General features: G+C 68.5%; 17 protein-coding genes. 10 read left to right on the forward strand and 7 right to left on the reverse strand.

Annotated features, from left to right (window positions below; genetic code table 11):
- Positions 1 to 107: 107 nt before the first annotated feature.
- Both ACQ5DX_RS22470 and ACQ5DX_RS22475 read right to left on the reverse strand, forming a co-directional pair.
- Positions 108 to 500, reverse strand: a complete 393-nt coding sequence (locus tag ACQ5DX_RS22470; RefSeq protein ID WP_430334687.1) for an RNHCP domain-containing protein — start codon at positions 498 to 500, stop codon at positions 108 to 110.
- A 19-nt stretch (positions 501 to 519) separates the two neighbouring features.
- Positions 520 to 855 (reverse strand): RNHCP domain-containing protein, encoded by a 336-nt coding sequence (locus tag ACQ5DX_RS22475; RefSeq protein ID WP_430334688.1) that lies wholly within the window; start codon positions 853 to 855, stop codon positions 520 to 522.
- A gap of 422 nt (positions 856 to 1277) precedes the next feature.
- Here ACQ5DX_RS22475 and ACQ5DX_RS22480 point away from each other — a divergent pair, with 422 nt between their 5' ends.
- Genes ACQ5DX_RS22480 through ACQ5DX_RS22490 form a run of 3 tightly spaced genes read left to right on the forward strand, consistent with a single transcriptional unit; the run spans position 1278 to position 2540 of the window.
- Positions 1278 to 1742 (forward strand): SRPBCC family protein, encoded by a 465-nt coding sequence (locus ACQ5DX_RS22480; RefSeq protein WP_430334689.1) that lies wholly within the window; start codon positions 1278 to 1280, stop codon positions 1740 to 1742.
- Positions 1739 to 2077, forward strand: a complete 339-nt coding sequence (locus ACQ5DX_RS22485; RefSeq protein WP_430334690.1) for an ArsR/SmtB family transcription factor — start codon at positions 1739 to 1741, stop codon at positions 2075 to 2077. The genes ACQ5DX_RS22480 and ACQ5DX_RS22485 overlap by 4 nt, the downstream gene beginning before the upstream one ends.
- A 19-nt stretch (positions 2078 to 2096) precedes the next feature.
- Positions 2097 to 2540 (forward strand): SRPBCC family protein, encoded by a 444-nt coding sequence (locus ACQ5DX_RS22490; protein WP_430334691.1) that lies wholly within the window; start codon positions 2097 to 2099, stop codon positions 2538 to 2540.
- Here the strand turns inward: ACQ5DX_RS22490 and ACQ5DX_RS22495 are convergent.
- The gene (locus ACQ5DX_RS22495) at positions 2537 to 3127 is read right to left on the reverse strand and encodes a TetR/AcrR family transcriptional regulator (protein ID WP_430334692.1); all 591 of its coding nucleotides are present in this window, start codon (positions 3125 to 3127) and stop codon (positions 2537 to 2539) included. The two genes, ACQ5DX_RS22490 and ACQ5DX_RS22495, sit on opposite strands and share 4 nt — an antisense overlap.
- Positions 3128 to 3242: 115 nt before the next feature.
- Between ACQ5DX_RS22495 and ACQ5DX_RS22500 the strand changes: the two genes are divergently transcribed.
- The 5 genes from ACQ5DX_RS22500 to ACQ5DX_RS22520 all read left to right on the forward strand — a co-directional run bounded on the left by ACQ5DX_RS22500 (position 3243) and on the right by ACQ5DX_RS22520 (position 8465).
- Entirely contained in the window at positions 3243 to 4046 is an 804-nt protein-coding gene (locus tag ACQ5DX_RS22500; protein ID WP_430334693.1) for an enoyl-CoA hydratase/isomerase family protein, read from the forward strand.
- 33 nt (positions 4047 to 4079) lie between these two features.
- On the forward strand, positions 4080 to 4850 hold the full coding sequence (locus tag ACQ5DX_RS22505; RefSeq protein ID WP_430334694.1) for an SDR family NAD(P)-dependent oxidoreductase: 771 nt from the start codon (positions 4080 to 4082) through the stop codon (positions 4848 to 4850).
- A 113-nt stretch (positions 4851 to 4963) separates the two neighbouring features.
- A complete protein-coding gene (locus ACQ5DX_RS22510) occupies positions 4964 to 5752 on the forward strand; it encodes an SDR family NAD(P)-dependent oxidoreductase (protein ID WP_430334695.1) in 789 nt (262 codons plus the stop codon).
- A 46-nt stretch (positions 5753 to 5798) separates the two neighbouring features.
- Entirely contained in the window at positions 5799 to 7112 is a 1314-nt protein-coding gene (locus ACQ5DX_RS22515) for an MFS transporter (RefSeq protein ID WP_430334696.1), read from the forward strand.
- A gap of 63 nt (positions 7113 to 7175) precedes the next feature.
- On the forward strand, positions 7176 to 8465 hold the full coding sequence (locus ACQ5DX_RS22520) for an LCP family protein (protein ID WP_430334697.1): 1290 nt from the start codon (positions 7176 to 7178) through the stop codon (positions 8463 to 8465).
- A 9-nt stretch (positions 8466 to 8474) separates the two neighbouring features.
- On the opposite strand, the gene ACQ5DX_RS22525 is transcribed toward ACQ5DX_RS22520, so the two are convergent.
- Genes ACQ5DX_RS22525 through ACQ5DX_RS22535 form a run of 3 tightly spaced genes read right to left on the reverse strand, consistent with a single transcriptional unit; the run spans position 8475 to position 11408 of the window.
- Positions 8475 to 9218, reverse strand: coding sequence for an MgtC/SapB family protein (locus ACQ5DX_RS22525; protein ID WP_430334698.1), 744 nt, complete (start codon positions 9216 to 9218; stop codon positions 8475 to 8477).
- 55 nt (positions 9219 to 9273) lie between these two features.
- Positions 9274 to 10203, reverse strand: a complete 930-nt coding sequence (locus tag ACQ5DX_RS22530) for an NADP-dependent oxidoreductase (protein WP_430334699.1) — start codon at positions 10201 to 10203, stop codon at positions 9274 to 9276.
- Between the two features lie 53 nt (positions 10204 to 10256).
- A complete protein-coding gene (locus tag ACQ5DX_RS22535; protein ID WP_430334700.1) occupies positions 10257 to 11408 on the reverse strand; it encodes a Rieske 2Fe-2S domain-containing protein in 1152 nt (383 codons plus the stop codon).
- Between the two features lie 277 nt (positions 11409 to 11685).
- Between ACQ5DX_RS22535 and ACQ5DX_RS22540 the strand changes: the two genes are divergently transcribed.
- On the forward strand, positions 11686 to 12498 hold the full coding sequence (locus tag ACQ5DX_RS22540) for an alpha/beta fold hydrolase (RefSeq protein WP_430334701.1): 813 nt from the start codon (positions 11686 to 11688) through the stop codon (positions 12496 to 12498).
- 166 nt (positions 12499 to 12664) lie between these two features.
- Positions 12665 to 13036: a hypothetical protein gene (locus ACQ5DX_RS22545; protein WP_430334702.1), complete on the forward strand. Its 372-nt coding sequence runs from the start codon at positions 12665 to 12667 to the stop codon at positions 13034 to 13036.
- A gap of 31 nt (positions 13037 to 13067) precedes the next feature.
- Here ACQ5DX_RS22545 and ACQ5DX_RS22550 read toward each other — a convergent pair whose 3' ends face one another.
- Positions 13068 to 13970 carry a D-alanyl-D-alanine carboxypeptidase family protein gene (locus tag ACQ5DX_RS22550; RefSeq protein ID WP_430334703.1) on the reverse strand — a complete coding sequence of 301 codons (903 nt, stop codon included), beginning with the start codon at positions 13968 to 13970 and terminating at the stop codon, positions 13068 to 13070.
- Positions 13971 to 14000 lie beyond the last annotated feature (30 nt).

Below are 14000 nucleotides of genomic sequence, written 5' to 3' on the forward strand. Positions count from 1 at the left end.
CCGCGCGGCACTGCGCTTGCCTTCAACCCTGCCCCGAAACGCCGAATTCTGCACGGCAATCGGCCGGGCGCGTCGGCGTCGCACCCGGGGCTACCTGGACAAACGGGTCAGCGAATCCGGTCCAGACTCGACAACGGTCGCACCGCGATGCGCACCAGCGCGAGCGGATTGTCGTCACCCGCGGCACGGTTGGCGCCCATCGCGCCGCACGCGGTGCACCGGTGGATGATCATCCACTCGCCACCGCCGCGCACCGAGATCGAGATCGGATCCATCCGGCCCCCGCAGGACGACGCACGGTCACCGGGGAGGTCCCGATCCACGTGCCTGCTGCACAGGCATGTCGGACAGTGATTGCGGTGCGCGGTACCGGGCGCCCACATCGAAACGTCCAATCCGCAACCGAGACAACGAAACGACGTCCCGCGGCGCGCGGGACCGTCCCGGTGGGCGGGTTTGGCGCGCTGCGGACGCTCGACTCGGCCATTCCTGCGTGACATGTCGATCACCCCCGCCGCGTCAGAGTTGCGCGAGGTGCTCGAGCGGGAACGGCGGCTGCGCCAACGGTTTCACCGCGATGCGGATCAACAGGAGTTGGTTGTCGTCCTCGGCGACCGGTCCGGCCTCGAGGTGGTCGCAACCGGTGCACCGGTGGATCAGCATCCACTCGCCGTCGCGCAGGACGGCCACAGCGATCGGATGCGTGCGGGCACCACACGGCCGGTGCCTGCCGGCCAGGCAGTTGGGGCAGTGCATCCGCAACTCTCCGCTCGGCGCGGCTTCGGACACGGTCAGTCCGCAACGGATGCACGTGAAGGTGGACAGGTGTGAAATTGGTGTGCCACTACGGGACACGGGAGTTCTCCTCTGTGAGATCGATTGGGCGGCAAGGCTTGCCGAGCGCGATCGATCCCGCGGAAGACTCACACCGGACAGACGATCCGATGTCGGGTACGGATCACCGGCGCGAGCGGTTCGCGGGATCGCGAAGAAGCTCGGCGGCTGTCCGGGGCATAGTTCACCACTTCCATATGCGTCGGTTCCGGCTCGGGGCCGGATTCGCCGAACCATAGGCGGGCCCGCGGCCGGCGCGCAACCGAATTACCGCGCCGCGCTGATGCCGTCGAGCACAGGTCGGACCAGGCAGTCGACGCGAACAGCGAATCGCGAGAGGTCATACGCGACGATGCACAAGAATGCGCAATAAAAGGTTGCGCATGGGTCCTGGAGCCGATAGCGTGATGCGCAACCAAACGTTGCGATAGAGGGGAGCCGACGTGGAGTACGGACGAATCGAGCGCTCTGTATACGTCGAAGCCACGCCGGACGTGGTCTACGAGGTCGTCAGCAGTCCCGAGCACTTGAAGGAGTGGTGGCCCGACGAGGTCGTCGACCTGGAACCGATCCCCGGCTCCGTCGGCGAGCTCGTGTGGGGCGACAGGACCTCGCCCGACGGGCACGTCGCCCGGATCACGGTGGTCGACGCCCAGCCACCCCGATTGTTCTCCTTCCGCTGGGCTCATCTCACCGACGGGACGGCCCCCGTCAACTCCCTGCTGGTGACGTTCGAGCTCGCCCCCACCGGAGCGGGCACGACCCTCCGGATGACGGAAACCGGGTTCCGCGAGATGGGTTGGGAGGTCGCCGTTCTCGAGGAGCAGTACAACGCGCACGTCGAGGGGTGGGCCCGGCATCTGCCGCGCCTCGCCGAGTACGTCAGCCGACTGGGTGCCGACCGATGAATTCCGTTGTCGACGACGGCCTCTGGTCCGCGATCGGGGACCCGACACGGCGACGGATGCTCGACCTGCTGCTCGCGGACGGCGAGGGGACCGCGACCACGCTCAGTGAGCAGCTGCCCGTGACCCGTCAAGCTGTCGCGAAGCACCTCGGCGTTCTCGACCGGGTCGGTTTGGTGCACGCGACACCCGTGGGCCGGGAGAGGCTCTACCGGGTCGACGACGCACAACTCGCCCGCGCGGTGGCGCAGCTCAATGCCGTCGGGGCGACGTGGGACGCCAGGCTCCAGCGCATCAAGCGGATCGCAGAAGCAATCCAACGCAACAGTCCAAAGTGATAAGAGGGAGGAATTCGAGATGGTCGACATTCTGCACAGGGTCGGGATCAAGTCGTCCTCGGTCGACGACGTCTACGCGGCGTTGACGACGGTCGAAGGTCTTGCCGGCTGGTGGACCAGCGACACCGACGGAGACCCGAACATCGGAGGGACACTCCGGTTCCGCTTCGGAGAAGGCGGATTCGACATGAAGGTGACAGACCTCCAGCCCGCGAGACGAGTGGCGTGGGAGGTGATCGCGGGGCCCGAGGAATGGGTCGGCACCCGGGTGGTGTGGGACCTCCGACGCGACGGCGACTACACGGTCGTCCTCTTGTCGCACGAAGGATGGAAGGAGCCGGTGGAATTCATGCACCACTGCAGCACCAAATGGGCGCTCTTCCTGATGAGCCTGAAATCGATGGTCGAAACCGGCACGGGCGCACCGGATCCCCGAGACGTCAAGATCGACAACTGGAACTAGGCGCTGATGCCGTCGAGTACCAGTCGGACCAGGTAGTCGACGAGATCGGCTTCGCTCCAGTCGGGCCGGGTGAGGGTCAGCGTCGTGAGCGCTCCGCGCATCGTGTCAAGCACGAGGGCGCCGTCCGCGTCCGGCCTGATCTCGCCGGCCTCGATCGCCCGGCCGAATACCTCGTCGTATCTCGCCCGGACGGGCGCGATGAACCGGCGTTCGGCCTCGTCCTGGAGCGCGGGATCGGCGACCATGTCGGCGATCAGGCCCGGCATCCCGCGTCGATACTCCGGCAGCGAATGGAGCGCGACCATGTCGCGCACCATCGCGGTGAAGGTGACGGCGAACGGCGCACCGTCCGGAACGTTGCGCGCCGACAACGGCTCCCGCCGGAACAGCGCCTCCTGCACGAGCGCCGCCTTCGATCCCCACCACTGGTAGAGCAGCGGACGCCCCACGCCGGCGCGTCGCGCGACCGCGGCGAGAGTCACCGCCTCGTAGCCGTCCTCGATCAACAACTCGGTGGTGGCGACGAGGACCGCGCGATGGCGTTCCGGGTCGCGCGGACGCCCACGCCCGCTTGCACTCTCGGTCATGCGCCGTTCTCCTGTCGAACTCACCCCTGGGGTCCTGACAAATTAGCTTACATCGTGTAATCCTGTTAACGGCCCGTCCGACTCGGCGCCCCCTGGAACGATGCGGAGCTTTCCTATGCCCTTGATCGAACTCATCCGGCCGACCGCGTCCGTCGCCGTGCTGACCCTCAACAATCCCGAGCGCCTCAACGCCCTCAGCTTCGCCCTCGTCGAGGAACTGCACGACGCGCTGTCCGCGGTCGAGTACGACTACTCCTGCCGCGTCCTGGTGCTCACCGGCGCCGGACGCGGATTCTGCGCCGGCCTCGACCTCAAGGACGAGCAGCGGATCGCACCCACCGCAATCGGCATGAGCCCGCCGGCCGCGTCGATGCGGACGCAGGAGTACATCGCCTCACTCGTCCCCCGACTCCAGCGCCTGCCGCAGACCGTGATCGCCGCCGTCAACGGGCCCGCGTTCGGCGGCGGCCTCGCGCTCGCCGCCGCGTCCGACATCCGGATCGCCGCCGACTCCGCGACGTTCGGCGCCCAGACGATCAAGATCGGCATCTCGGGCTGCGACATCGGCATCAGCTACACGCTGCCCCGGATCATCGGTGGCGGCCGCGCCACCGAACTGATCACCACGGCCCGCGTGTTCGACGCCGCCGAGGCCGAGCGGATCGGGTTCGTCACCCGGCTCGTGCCCGCCGACGATCTGCTCGACTCCGCGTTGGAGCTCGCCGAAACACTGTGCGCGCACAGCCCCTTCGCACTCGAGATGACGAAGCAGGTGCTGATCGCCAACGCCGACGCCGCCAGTCTCGACCAGGCGATCGCGCTCGAGAACCGTACTCAGATCCTGGCCGGCACCGGCGGCGAGTTCACCGAGGCCGTAACGGCGTTCGCCGAGCGTCGCGCACCGTCCTGGGTCGACTGACCCGCCCGATCACCGTAGGAAGGACCGTCCATCGTGAACCGTGAAAAGCTCGGCACCCTGTTCGACCTCACCGGCCGCACCGCGGTCGTGACCGGCGGCACCCGCGGCATCGGCCTGGCGATCGCCGAGGGCTTCGCGGCCGCCGGCGCCGACGTCGTCGTCGCCAGCCGCAAGGCCGACGCGTGCACCGAGGCCGCCCGACACCTGCAGGAGCTCGGCGGCAATGCGATCGGAATTCCCACGCACATGGGCGAACTCGACGACCTGACCGCACTGGCGGAGGGCGCCGCGGCCGAGTTCGGCGGTATTGACATCCTCGTCAACGCCGCCGCGAATCCGCTCACCCTGCCGCTCGGCGAGTTCACGCCGGACGCGTGGACCAAGTCGTACGACGTGAATCTGCGCGGACCGGTCTTCCTGACCCAGGCTGCACTCCCCTACCTCGAGGCCAGCGACCACGCCGCCGTCATCAACGTCATCTCGGTGGGCGCGTTCATGTTCTCGCCGAAGGTCGCGATGTACGCGGCCGGCAAGAACGCGCTGCTGTCGTACACGCGCTCCATGGCCGCCGAGTTCGCGCCGCGCGGGATCCGGGTCAATGCCCTCGCGCCCGGCTCGGTCGACACCCACATGGTCCGCAACAATCCGCCGGAGGCGATCGCGGCGATGCGACAGATGTCGTTGCAGCAGCGCATCGCGGATCCGGACGAGATGGTCGGCCCCGCACTGCTGCTCGCCTCCGATGCGGGCAGCTACATCACAGGGCAGGTGGTCATCGCCGACGGCGGATCGGTGGTCCACTGACGCCGATGTGACGCATGCCACTGAGCGAGAACGGCGCTTCCCTTCGTCCCGTAATCAGGCCATTGTCCGGTGCAGGCCGGACCGTCCGGCCCGCAACGGATTTCGGAGGACGAATGGCACGGCTCGACGGCAAGGTCGCGATCATCACCGGAGCGGCGCAGGGCATGGGCGCGGCGACCGCCCGGTTGTTCGTCGCGGAAGGTGCACGCGTGGCGCTCGGCGACGTCCTGGAGGAGAGGGGGCATGCCCTCGCCGAAGAGCTGGGCGACGCCGCCTTCTTCGCCCCGCTGGACGTCAGCAGCGAGGACTCGTGGACGGCGTTCACCGCGCAGACCGTCGAACGGTTCGGCGCGATCGACATCCTGGTCAACAACGCCGGCGTCATGCACTGGGCGCCGATCGAAGACATCGACGTCGCGAAGACCGAACGCCTGCTCGACGTCAACGTCCTCGGAAACCTGCTGGGCGCCAAGGCCGTCGTGCCGACCATGAAGAGCGCGGGCCGGGGCGTGATCGTCAACATCTCGTCGGTCGACGGCCTGCGCGGTGTCAACGGGCTGGCCGCGTACACCGCCAGCAAGTGGGCGGTGCGCGGACTGACCAAGGCGCTCGCGTACGAGCTCGGCCCCGCCGGCATCCGGGTGTGCTCGGTGCATCCGGGCGGCGTCGACACCACGCTCGGCAACCCCGGCGGCCTGCGCGGCGACGAACTGCAGAGCAAGTACGTGGGCGTGCCGCTGCAGCGGATCGGCGAATCCGAGGACATCGCCCGCGCCACGCTGTTCGTCGCGAGCGACGAGGCGTCGTACATCTCGGGCGCCGAACTGGCCGTCGACGGCGGCTGGTCGGCCGGCACCTACTACCCGGGACTGCCCGGCACCCCGGCTGCGCTGCTCCCCTGACGGACCGGTGGCGGTCGCCGACCCGGCGACCGCCACAATGTACGCCGTGAGTTCCGAGATCGCCCCGCCCCGTTCCACCACCGGTTCGACCCCCACCGGGCGCGGCGCTCGGATCCATCCGGCGTGGCTCGCGGCCGCCGTCGCATTCCTGGCGCTGGTCGGTGCGGCCAGTTTCCGGGCGGCCCCGTCCGTGCTCATCGATCCGCTGCACAACGACTTCGGGTGGTCGCGCGCGAGCATCTCGGCCGCGGTGTCGGTCAATCTGGTGCTGTACGGACTGACCGCCCCGTTCGCCGCCGCGCTGATGGAACGGTTCGGTATGCGCCGCATCGTGGCGTCGGCGCTGGCGCTCGTGTCCCTGGGCAGTGGGCTCACCGTCTTCATGACCACCACGTGGCAACTGGTGCTGCTGTGGGGTGTGCTGGTGGGCCTCGGCACCGGATCGATGGCGCTCGCGTTCGTGGCGACGGTGACCGATCGGTGGTTCGTTGCTCGCCGCGGGCTGGTCACCGGCGTCCTCACCGCGGGCGGCGCCGCCGGACAGTTGGTGTTCCTCCCGGTCCTCGCCATGCTGGCGGAGCGCTACGACTGGCGGACGGTGTCCCTCACCGTGGCCCTCGCCGCGCTCGCGGTGGTGCCGCTGGTGCTGCTGTTCCTCCGCAACCGTCCCGAGGACGTCGGGAGCACGCCGTACGGCGCCCCCGCCGACTACGTCCGTCCGCCCACGCCGGAGGCCCCGGGCGGCGCGGTCGGTCGCGCGCTCGGCGTGCTGTGGTCGGCCGCGCGGACCCGCGTGTTCTGGTTGCTGGCGGGCACGTTCGCGATCTGTGGCGCCAGCACCAACGGACTGGTCGGCACGCATTTCGTGCCGGCGGCACACGACCACGGCATGCCGACGACCGCTGCGGCGGGCCTGCTGGCGGTGATCGGCCTCTTCGACCTGGTGGGCACGATCGCGTCGGGGTGGTTCACCGACCGGTTCGACTCCCGCAAGCTGCTGGGGATCTACTACCTGCTGCGCGGCCTGTCGCTGATGGTGCTGCCGCTGCTGTTCGCCGAGACCGTGCACCCACCGATGATCGCGTTCATCATCTTCTACGGCCTCGACTGGGTCGCAACCGTGCCGCCGACGGTCGCACTGTGCCGCAAGCACTTCGGCGCCGACGGTCCGATCGTCTTCGGCTGGGTACTGGCGTCGCACCAGATCGGCGCGGGCCTGGTGGCCTTCCTCGCCGGACTGGTCCGTGACCGGTTCGGCGGGTACGACGCGGCGTTCTTCGTGGCCGGCGGGCTGTGCGCGATCGCCGCGGTGATGTCGCTAGCGATCGCGAAGTCGACGGCGCCCAGCCAGCCCGACTGAGCTTGACCCACATGTGACCTGCTTCTTCCGGCGGCGTGCAGGGCGCCCGGCTATGTTGGGGCAGTGCGCTCGGATCGGGATGACACCGCCGACGAGCTTCGATCACACCGCCGCCGCAGGGCGGTCACGGCCCTGCGCATCGCGACCGCCACGGTGGCGGTCGCAGTGCTGGTGATGACCGGGCTGGGATGGGCGGCCCACCAGCAGTTGACGTCCGGACTCATCCGGTCCGGGGCCCTCGACGTGCTGACCGGAGGCGCCCGGAAGTCGGAACACGGCGATTCGAACATTCTGCTCATCGGCCTCGACAGCCGAAAGGACATGCACGGCAACGACCTACCGCCGGAGTTCGTCACCGACGAGCTGCACGCCGGCGACAGCGACGTCGGCGGCTACAACACCAACACCCTGATCCTGCTGCACGTGCCGGGCGACGGCAGTAGAGCGACGGCGGCCGCGATCCCGCGCGACGACTACGTCGAGGTCCCGGGCTACGGCAAACGCAAGATCAAGGAGGCGTACAGCCTGGCGAAGGCCGACGCCGACTCCGAGCTCGAGGCGCAGGGGGTGACCGATCCGGCCGAGCGTGAACAGAAGGCCCGCGACGCCGGGCGCCGCTCGACACTCAAGACGGTCCAGAACCTGCTGCACGTCCCGATCGACCACTTCGCCGAGGTCAACCTGGTCGGCTTCTACGACATCGCCAAGGCCCTCGGTCCGCTCGAGGTGTGCCTGAACGCCGCGGTCGACGACCCGTACTCCGGCGCCCACTTCCCGGCCGGACGGCAGTCCCTGGATCCGTCGCAGGCACTGTCGTTCGTGCGGCAGCGGCACGGCCTCGACAACGGCGACCTGGACCGCACCCGCAGGCAACAGGCATTCCTCACCGCCGTGATCCACAATCTCGACTCGGCCGGCGTGTTCGGCAGTGTCGCCAAGATGCGCGGCCTGTTCGACACGGTGAAGAGCGATGTCGTCGTCGACGACGATCTCGATCCGGTCGCCTTCGCCACCCACGCACGCAATCTGACGCGGGGTGAGCTCGACTTCTACACCCTGCCGGTCGAGGGTTACGAGACCATCGACGGCCAGGCGGTCAACATCATCGACACCAACCGATTGCGTACCGAGGTGACCCGGTTGTTCGCGGGCGAGGGCCCGGCACCGACGACGACCACCACAACCACAACCACCACGACAACGACGCCCACGGCCACGTCGTCGAGGACCCCGCACTCGGGCTCGCACACCTACACGTCGACCACCACCGACACGAGCACACCGCTCGAGGCGCCGCCGCCGGAGGAGCCCGTGGCGGCCGACGACACGAACGGAATTCCGTGTGTCGACTGACGACCGGCCCTACTCGTCGAACTCGTCGAACTCGTCCGTTTCGTCGACCTCGTCGCGGCGTCCGGCCGTGACCTCGACGACGCCGTCTATCGCTGCGAGCCGATTCGCCAATCCGGCCAACCCACCACGGCCCTCCACATCCATCGTGAGGCGCACCGTGCCGTCCCGCTCGGATCTGCTCGTATCCACATGCGTGACGGCGTAATTCATCTCGGTTGCCGCCTGGAGGATCTGCCGCAGCAGGCCGCGGCCGTCCAGATAGCGGAGCCGGATCGGCTCACGCCGTACGCGACTTCCGGGCACCCTCCGGAGAATCGGCGGGTAGGCGTACACGACGACGAAGTACGCGACGGTGACGGCGGCGGCGAGCCCGGGCAGTGCAGCACCGCACGCGGCACCCACGGCTGCGCTGATCCAGACGGCCGCGGCCGTGGTGAGTCCCCGGACGGCGTCCCGACGTACGAAAATGATTCCGGCACCGATAAATCCGATTCCGGACACGATCTGCGCGGCAACTCGGGAGGGGTCGAGAACCACGGTTTGCGGATCGAGCACATCGCCGAAACCGAACTTGCTGATCAGAACGAACAGCGCCGAACCGAGGCCGACGATCGCGTAGGTCCGGATCCCCGCACTCTTGCGCCGGAATTCGCGTTCCAGACCGATCGCGGAACAGAGGACGAGCGCGTACCCGAGCGCGAGGAACTGCGCCCACCCCTGACCGGTCGTCTGCCCCCACCAGATGGAGTCCACCGACTCCATTGTGGCACCGACCGCAGCACTCGGGTCGATGCCTGGACGGGAGAAACTACGGCAGCAGGACGAACTTCCCGCGCGCGTGCGGTTCGCGGAGGGCGCGATGCGCCGCGGCCGCCTCGACGAGCGGGAATCGGGTGCCGACCACCACGTCCAGGCCGCCGTGACCGGCCATGTCGACCAGGATCGGGCGCGCCTCGCGGCGGATCCGGGCGCTGTTCTCGTTTCCGGCCCCGATCGCCTGGAACCCGTCGCGGGCCGCCCGCTCGAACGCGACGATCGTGACGATGCGGTCGAGGTCGACGCCCAGCGCGATCGAGTCGTCGATGACGTCGTCGGTGCCGACGGTGTCGATCACCGCGTCGACGCCGTCCGGGGCGATCGCCCGGATCCGCTCCGGCAGTCCGGGGCCCGGAGTCACCGGCGCCGCACCGAGAGTGCGCAGAAAGTCGTGGTGCTTGTCCCACGCGACACCGAGCACGATCGCGCCTCGTGCCACGGCGAGTTGCACTGCCAGTTCCCCGACCCCACCGGCGGCGCCCTGGATGACGACCACGTCGCCCTCCCCCACCCGGGTCACGGTCAGGGCGTCGACGGCGGTGCCACCCGCGACCAGCAGACAGGCCGCGGATTCCCACGACACGGATTCCGGTTTGGGCAGAACGTCGCTCGCCGAGACGAGTACGCGCTCGGCGTAGGCGCCGCTGCCCGCGTAGACGAGCACCTCCTCGCCGACCCGGACGTCCGTGACGCCGTCCCCGACGGCAACGACGACACCCGCCCCCTCGACGCCGGGGCGGACGGGCAGGCGCGTGGGATCGCGGCCGAACTCGCCGCTGTAGAGCTTGTAATCGATGGGGTTGACGCCGATCGCGCGCATATCCACGACAACCTGGTCGGAACGGGCGGCCGGGAGGTCCTCGTCGATCACCTCGAGGACCTCCGGCCCACCGTATGCCTTGGCCACAACGGTTTTCGCCATGACCGGTCAACCGCGGAGCCCCCTTCGATATTCCCCGCGGTCGGGTTCGATCGCTAGTTCGAAGCTGCGATCTCGGCTGCGCGGCGCTCCATGTTCTCGGCAACCTCCCGCTTCCAGGCCGCCACCGGCTTGGAGGTGTCCATCTCGAACTCGAAGCGGGCCACCATGTCCGGCGTGATGTCGGCGACGTCCACGTAGAACTGTTCGTACCAGCGGCGCAGCTGGTAGACCGGGCCGTCCTCCTCGCACAGCAGCGGGTTCTCGATCCGGGTCTTGTTCTTCCAGATCGCGACGTCCTGCTCGAAACCGATCGTGATGTACGACGCCATGGTCTGCGCGAGATCCTGGGCCTTCTCGCCCTGGATCTCGTCGCTCTGCTTGACCTTGATGCCGTACATGAGGACGAACTTGTTCGGCGTGATCGGGTAGTGGCAGTTGATCAGGATCGAGTCGATCGAGAAGTCCGGGTAGTGGTAGGTGAGCTCGTCGATCATGAAGGACGGGCCGTAGTACGACGCCACCGAGTCGTTACCGGTCGCGGCGGGCTGCTTACTGGTGGCCCGAACCATGTCGTCGCGGCCGACACCCTCGTAGTACTGCGTGGCGATGTGGCCCTCGAAGATGTTCTTGAACTTGATCGGGAAGCCGTAGTGCACGTAGAAGAAGTGCGCCATGTCGACGACGTTGTCGATGATCTCGCGGCAGTTGGTGTCGATGGTGATCTGCTTCCAGACCCAGTCGGTCCACTCCTCGCCGGGCTGGCTCATCTCCGGGATGGTGACCTCCGCCGGCGGCGGGTTGCCCTCCGGGTCGTGCCAGATGAACAGCAGGCCGTCCTTCTCCATCGTGGTCCAGGCGCGGGTGCGGGCCAGCGGCGGAACGCGGCGGGCGTAAGGAATGTCCGTGCACTTGCCCTTGCCGTTCCAGCGCCAGTCGTGGAACGGGCAGGCAACCGAATCGCCCTTGATCTCGCCCTGGCTCAGGTCGCCGCCCATGTGCCGGCAGTACGCGTCGAGCACCTGCAGATCGCCGCTGCTGTCGGCGAAGACGACCAGCTTGGTGCCGAATGCATGCACCGAATGTGGCTTCCCGTCGCGGAGTTCACGTGTCAGGCCCACGCAGTGCCAACCGCGTGCGAATCGCGCCGGCGCCTCACCGGCGTCGATCATCCGAACTTCCTCGTTGTCCGTCTCCATCGTCGTCATGACCGCTCCCCGAATCCTTCCAGTGAAAAAGTCCGATTAATCGGATCAACCATTCGTTTGATGATGTGTTCTGCTTCACACTGGAACACGTGTCAGCCGAGGGTGACACGAATCTCACTCAACGGGACCGAATCGGACCGTTTGTCCTCGATTGGTGACCAAAGTCCATATCGTTACGTGCTCGCTGCGGCGATTGTCGGCCGCCGACGCCGCCCGAGAGGGCATGGTGAAAAACGCGCGCTGGGTACCCGTTCCACGATCCGGAAGGACGCGAACCATGCCCGACACCCCACCTGTCATGTTCATCCACGGACTCTGGTTGGCCGCGTCGTCCTGGGACCCGTGGCGAGTGAAATTCGGGGCCGCCGGATTCCCGACGGTGGCACCCACGTGGCCCGGCGAGACGCGCAGCATCGCGGACACCCGGGCGCACGGCGAGGACCAGGCCGGCAACGGCATCGAGGAAGTCACCGCGCACTTCGCGGAGGCGATGGCGCCACTCGGCCGCAAGCCGATCGTGATCGGTCACTCGTTCGGCGGCCTGATCGCCCAGAAACTCCTCGCCGCCGACGTCGCCGCGGCCGCCGTCGCGATCGATCCCGCGCAGATCCAGGGCGTCAAAGCGCTGCCGTTCGCGCAGCTGCGGTCGTCGTTCCCCGTGCTCGGCAACCCCGCGAACGCCAAGCGCAGCGTGACCCTCACCCCGGATGCCTTCGCGTACGGCTTCGGCAACGCCCTCGACCGCAGCGAGTCCGACGCGCTGTACGAACACTGGGCCATTCCGTCCCCGGGCCGCCCGCTGTTCCAGGCCGCGTTCGCGAACCTCCTGCCCGGGTCGCCGGCGCACGTCGAGACGAACGTCGAACGGGGCCCGCTGCTGATCCTCGGCGGCGGCCGGGACCACACCGTGCCCGAGTCGGTGAGCCGCTCGGCGCACCACCGGTACCACAAGGCGCACACGGACAACGACTACGTCGTGTTCGCCGACCGTGGGCACTCGCTGACCGTCGACCACGGCTGGCCCGAGGTCGCCGACACGGTCCTCGAATGGTTGGCGGAGAAGGGGTTCGGCGCTCCGATCCACCTATAACCGGCATCTGACCGGCATCGGCCCGCCCCGGGTCGACGGTCCACAGGCGACTCACATGTTCGTCGCAGGGTCTGCTCGAGGTGCGGGAATCTACTGGAACGTGCAGCACCGACCGGTGCCGATCGAGATCACGACATGGCCCTGGGCCACGGAAGGATCGAAGAAGATGAGCACGTTCACACAGAAGTCACGCCGCGTCGCGGCTGGGGTGGCGATCGCAGGAGTCCTCGTCGCGGTTCCCGCAATGATCGTCGTCGCGCCCGCGCTCGCGGATCCACTGCCGCAGTCGAACGCGGCCGATCAGACCTGGCAGCACGACGGGGGCCAGGGAGGAAACCAGAACTGGAGCGGCCACCACCGGGGCCACCACCGCGACGGCCAGCAGGGTCAGCAGGGCAATCAGTGGCAGGACCCCGGCCAGTACAACCAGTGGCAACAGGGACAGAACGGCCAGAACCAGGGGCTGTTCGGCGGCAACCCGCTCGGGAACCTCGGCGGGCTGGGCAGCCTCGGCAACACCGGAGGCCTCGGCAGCTAGAGCAGTCGGCCACTGACCTCGCGGCGCGCGGTCAACTCGCGGCGGACTCGATCTCGTCGAGCAGGCGGGACGCCCGGTCGATGGCGTCGTCGGCCGAGCGTCCTTCGCCCTGCACGGCCCCCACCACGAGGCGGCCGGCGGCACCGACCTTCGCCGCGAACAGGAACACCCCACCCGCCTCGTCGGTCGTGCCCGTCTTGAGGCCCACCACACCCGGGCGGCCGAGAAGCCAGTTCGTGTTGCGGACCACGCCGACGCCCGGCAGCACCGCCTCCTCACGCGCGACGATCTCGGCGACTACCGGATTCCGGAGGGCCGCCGCCGCGAGCACCGTCAGATCCCGCGCGGTGCTCTTCGTCGTCGGCGAGAACCCGCTGGCGTCTGTCCCCACCGTCGTCGAGGTCATCCCGAGCGACCGGACCAGCGCGTTCGCCGCCGTCCGGTAGTCGTCGAGCGAACCGAACGCCCACACCGCGAGGGTGTCCGCGAGATTGTTCGCCGACGGCAGCAGCATGCCGACGAGCATCTCGTACTCCGTGAACTCCTGACCGGCACCCAACGCGACCGCGGAACCGCCCCGCGCGGCGTACTCGCGGTAGCGGTCGGCGTCGACCTCGGTCATCGTCAGCGTCGGTCCGTCCTCGCCGCGCGCCAACGGCATCCTCTCAAGCACGGTGAGGGCGGCGATGACCTTCGCGGTGCTCGCGGTGGGCCGCGGTCGTTGCTCCCCCGCCCCACCCACCCGGATCTCCCCGCCCGCGTCGTCGACGAAGCTGTAGGCGGTCGTGGCGCCGTGCCGGAACAGGCTGACCGGACCGTCGGACCCCGGGCGCGACATCACGTCGACGAACCACAATGTGGCCCCCACCAGCACGATCACGGCGGCGATGGGGGTGGCGACGCCCGTACGGATTCCCCTACGAAGGTTCTGCATGGCGTCCACCGTCGCGTCCGCGTGTCCGGA

The sequence above is a fragment of the Rhodococcus sp. ACT016 genome (assembly GCF_050477185.1).
GTDB lineage: Bacteria > Actinomycetota > Actinomycetes > Mycobacteriales > Mycobacteriaceae > Prescottella.

Coding starts and splice junctions, on each gene's coding strand:
- ACQ5DX_RS22490 (WP_430334691.1), top strand. CDS start 2,097: ATGGTCGACATTCTGCACAGGGTCGGGATCAAGTCGTCCTCGGTCGAC.
- ACQ5DX_RS22540 (WP_430334701.1), top strand. CDS start 11,686: ATGCCCGACACCCCACCTGTCATGTTCATCCACGGACTCTGGTTGGCC.
- ACQ5DX_RS22510 (WP_430334695.1), top strand. CDS start 4,964: ATGGCACGGCTCGACGGCAAGGTCGCGATCATCACCGGAGCGGCGCAG.
- ACQ5DX_RS22545 (WP_430334702.1), top strand. CDS start 12,665: ATGAGCACGTTCACACAGAAGTCACGCCGCGTCGCGGCTGGGGTGGCG.
- ACQ5DX_RS22500 (WP_430334693.1), top strand. CDS start 3,243: ATGCCCTTGATCGAACTCATCCGGCCGACCGCGTCCGTCGCCGTGCTG.
- ACQ5DX_RS22535 (WP_430334700.1), bottom strand. CDS start 11,408: ATGACGACGATGGAGACGGACAACGAGGAAGTTCGGATGATCGACGCC.
- ACQ5DX_RS22530 (WP_430334699.1), bottom strand. CDS start 10,203: ATGGCGAAAACCGTTGTGGCCAAGGCATACGGTGGGCCGGAGGTCCTC.
- ACQ5DX_RS22485 (WP_430334690.1), top strand. CDS start 1,739: ATGAATTCCGTTGTCGACGACGGCCTCTGGTCCGCGATCGGGGACCCG.
- ACQ5DX_RS22470 (WP_430334687.1), bottom strand. CDS start 500: ATGTCACGCAGGAATGGCCGAGTCGAGCGTCCGCAGCGCGCCAAACCC.
- ACQ5DX_RS22550 (WP_430334703.1), bottom strand. CDS start 13,970: ATGCAGAACCTTCGTAGGGGAATCCGTACGGGCGTCGCCACCCCCATC.
- ACQ5DX_RS22495 (WP_430334692.1), bottom strand. CDS start 3,127: ATGACCGAGAGTGCAAGCGGGCGTGGGCGTCCGCGCGACCCGGAACGC.